Here is a 2,471-nt window from a genome sequence, read left to right on the forward strand (position 1 = left end):
TTTTCTGTACCGTAAGGTGGTACAGGAACAAGGACTGGGCAAGACCGGTGCCAGCCGCCGCGGTAATACCGGCAGTCCGAGTGATGGCCGATATTATTGGGCCTAAAGCGTCCGTAGCCTGCTGTGTAAGTCCATCGGGAAATCGACCAGCTCAACTGGTCGGCGTCCGGTGGAAACTACACAGCTTGGGGCCGAGAGACTCAACGGGTACGTCCGGGGTAGGAGTGAAATCCTGTAATCCTGGACGGACCACCAATGGGGAAACCACGTTGAGAGACCGGACCCGACGGTGAGGGACGAAAGCCAGGGTCTCGAACCGGATTAGATACCCGGGTAGTCCTGGCTGTAAACAATGCTCGCTAGGTATGTCACGCGCCATGAGCACGTGATGTGCCGTAGTGAAGACGATAAGCGAGCCGCCTGGGAAGTACGTCCGCAAGGATGAAACTTAAAGGAATTGGCGGGGGAGCACCACAACCGGAGGAGCCTGCGGTTTAATTGGACTCAACGCCGGACATCTCACCGGTCCCGACAGTAGTAATGACGGTCAGGTTGACGACTTTACCCGACGCTACTGAGAGGAGGTGCATGGCCGCCGTCAGCTCGTACCGTGAGGCGTCCTGTTAAGTCAGGCAACGAGCGAGACCCACACTTCTAGTTGCCAGCAATACCCTTGTGGTAGTTGGGTACACTAGGAGGACTGCCATTGCTAAAATGGAGGAAGGAATGGGCAACGGTAGGTCAGTATGCCCCGAATGGACCGGGCAACACGCGGGCTACAATGGCTCTGACAGTGGGATGCAACGCCGAGAGGCGAAGCTAATCTCCAAACGGAGTCGTAGTTCGGATTGCGGGCTGAAACCCGCCCGCATGAAGCTGGATTCGGTAGTAATCGCGTGTCAGAAGCGCGCGGTGAATACGTCCCTGCTCCTTGCACACACCGCCCGTCAAAGCACCCGAGTGGGGTCCGGATGAGGCCGTCATGCGACGGTCGAATCTGGGCTCCGCAAGGGGGCTTAAGTCGTAACAAGGTAGCCGTAGAGGAATCTGCGGCTGGATCACCTCCTACTGACCGGGACTGGGGCTTCTGCCCCAGCCCACCTACATTGACTGGTGACCACAAGTCACTGCGAGTCGGCAAGCGCCGACTACTGCATGGGCCCGCTGGGCTCACAAGACCTATCCGAGGCGGATATCCCCTCGCGGGGATGTCGGGTGCAACTCCCGACGGGTCCGTACTTCGTATCGCGGACGAATCCGTCCCCTTAAGTGTGGGGCGGCGTTCGGATGTGATACGACGACAGATGCACCAGGCCGGGTGAAACCGAGCCTGGGAAGGGTCGATTCGCCCACCATCTCCACCTTGGGGGCGAAAATGAAACCGTGTGTACGTGCGATCCAGGCGTCCACTGGACTCGTTCAGTTGAACGAGTCACAACGACGTTGGCTACTATGCCAGCTGGTGGATTGCTCGGCTCAGGCGCTGATGAAGGACGTGCCAAGCTGCGATAAGCTGTGGGGAGCCGCACGGAGGCGAAGAACCACAGATTTCCGAATGAGAATCTCCTCTGCAATTGCTTCGCGCAATGAGGAACCCCGAGAACTGAAACATCTCAGTATCGGGAGGAACAGAAAACGCAACGTGATGTCGTCAGTAACCGCGAGTGAACGCGATACAGCCCAAACCGAAGCCCTCACGGGCAATGTGGTGTCCGGGCTACCTCTCATCAGCCGACCGTCTTCACGAAGTCTCTTGGAACAGAGCGTGATACAGGGTGACAACCCCGTACTGAAGACCAGTACGCTGTGCGGTAGTGCCAGAGTAGCGGGGGTTGGATATCCCTCGCGAATAACGCAGGCATCGACTGCGAAGGCTAAACACAACCTGAGACCGATAGTGAACAAGTAGTGTGAACGAACGCTGCAAAGTACCCTCAGAAGGGAGGCGAAATAGAGCATGAACTCAGTTGGCGATCGAGCGACAGGGCATACAAGGTCCCCTGACGAATGACCGAGACGCGAGTCTCCAGTAAGACTCACGGGAAGCCGATGTTCTGTCGTACGTTTTGAAAAACGAGCCAGGGAGTGTGTCTGTATGGCAAGTCTAACCGGAGTATCCGGGGAGGCACAGGGAAACCGACATGGCCGCAGGGCTTTGCCCGAGGGCCGCCGTGTTCAAGCGCGGGGAGCCATATGGACACGACCCGAATCCGGACGATCTACGCATGGACAAGATGAAGCGTGCCGAAAGGCACGTGGAAGTCTGTTAGAGTTGGTGTCCTACAATACCCTCTCGTGATCTATGTGTAGGGGTGAAAGGCCCATCGAGTCCGGCAACAGCTGGTTCCAATCGAAACATGTCGAAGCATGACCTCCGCCGAGGTAGTCTGTGGGGTAGAGCGACCGATTGGTGTGACCGCCTCCGAGAGGAGTCGGCACACCTGTCAAACTCCAAACCTACAGACGCCGTT

2 rRNA genes are annotated in these 2,471 nt (G+C 57.4%); both read left to right on the forward strand.

Going from position 1 to position 2,471, the window contains the following annotated elements:
• Positions 1–1,067: ribosomal RNA gene (locus VI123_RS19190) — 16S ribosomal RNA — on the forward strand; the annotation flags it as partial.
• A 371-nt stretch (positions 1,068–1,438) separates the two neighbouring features.
• Positions 1,439–2,471, forward strand: a 23S ribosomal RNA gene (locus VI123_RS19195); the annotation flags it as partial.

The organism is Haloarcula sp. DT43 (genome assembly GCF_037078405.1).
Lineage (GTDB): Archaea > Halobacteriota > Halobacteria > Halobacteriales > Haloarculaceae > Haloarcula > Haloarcula brevis.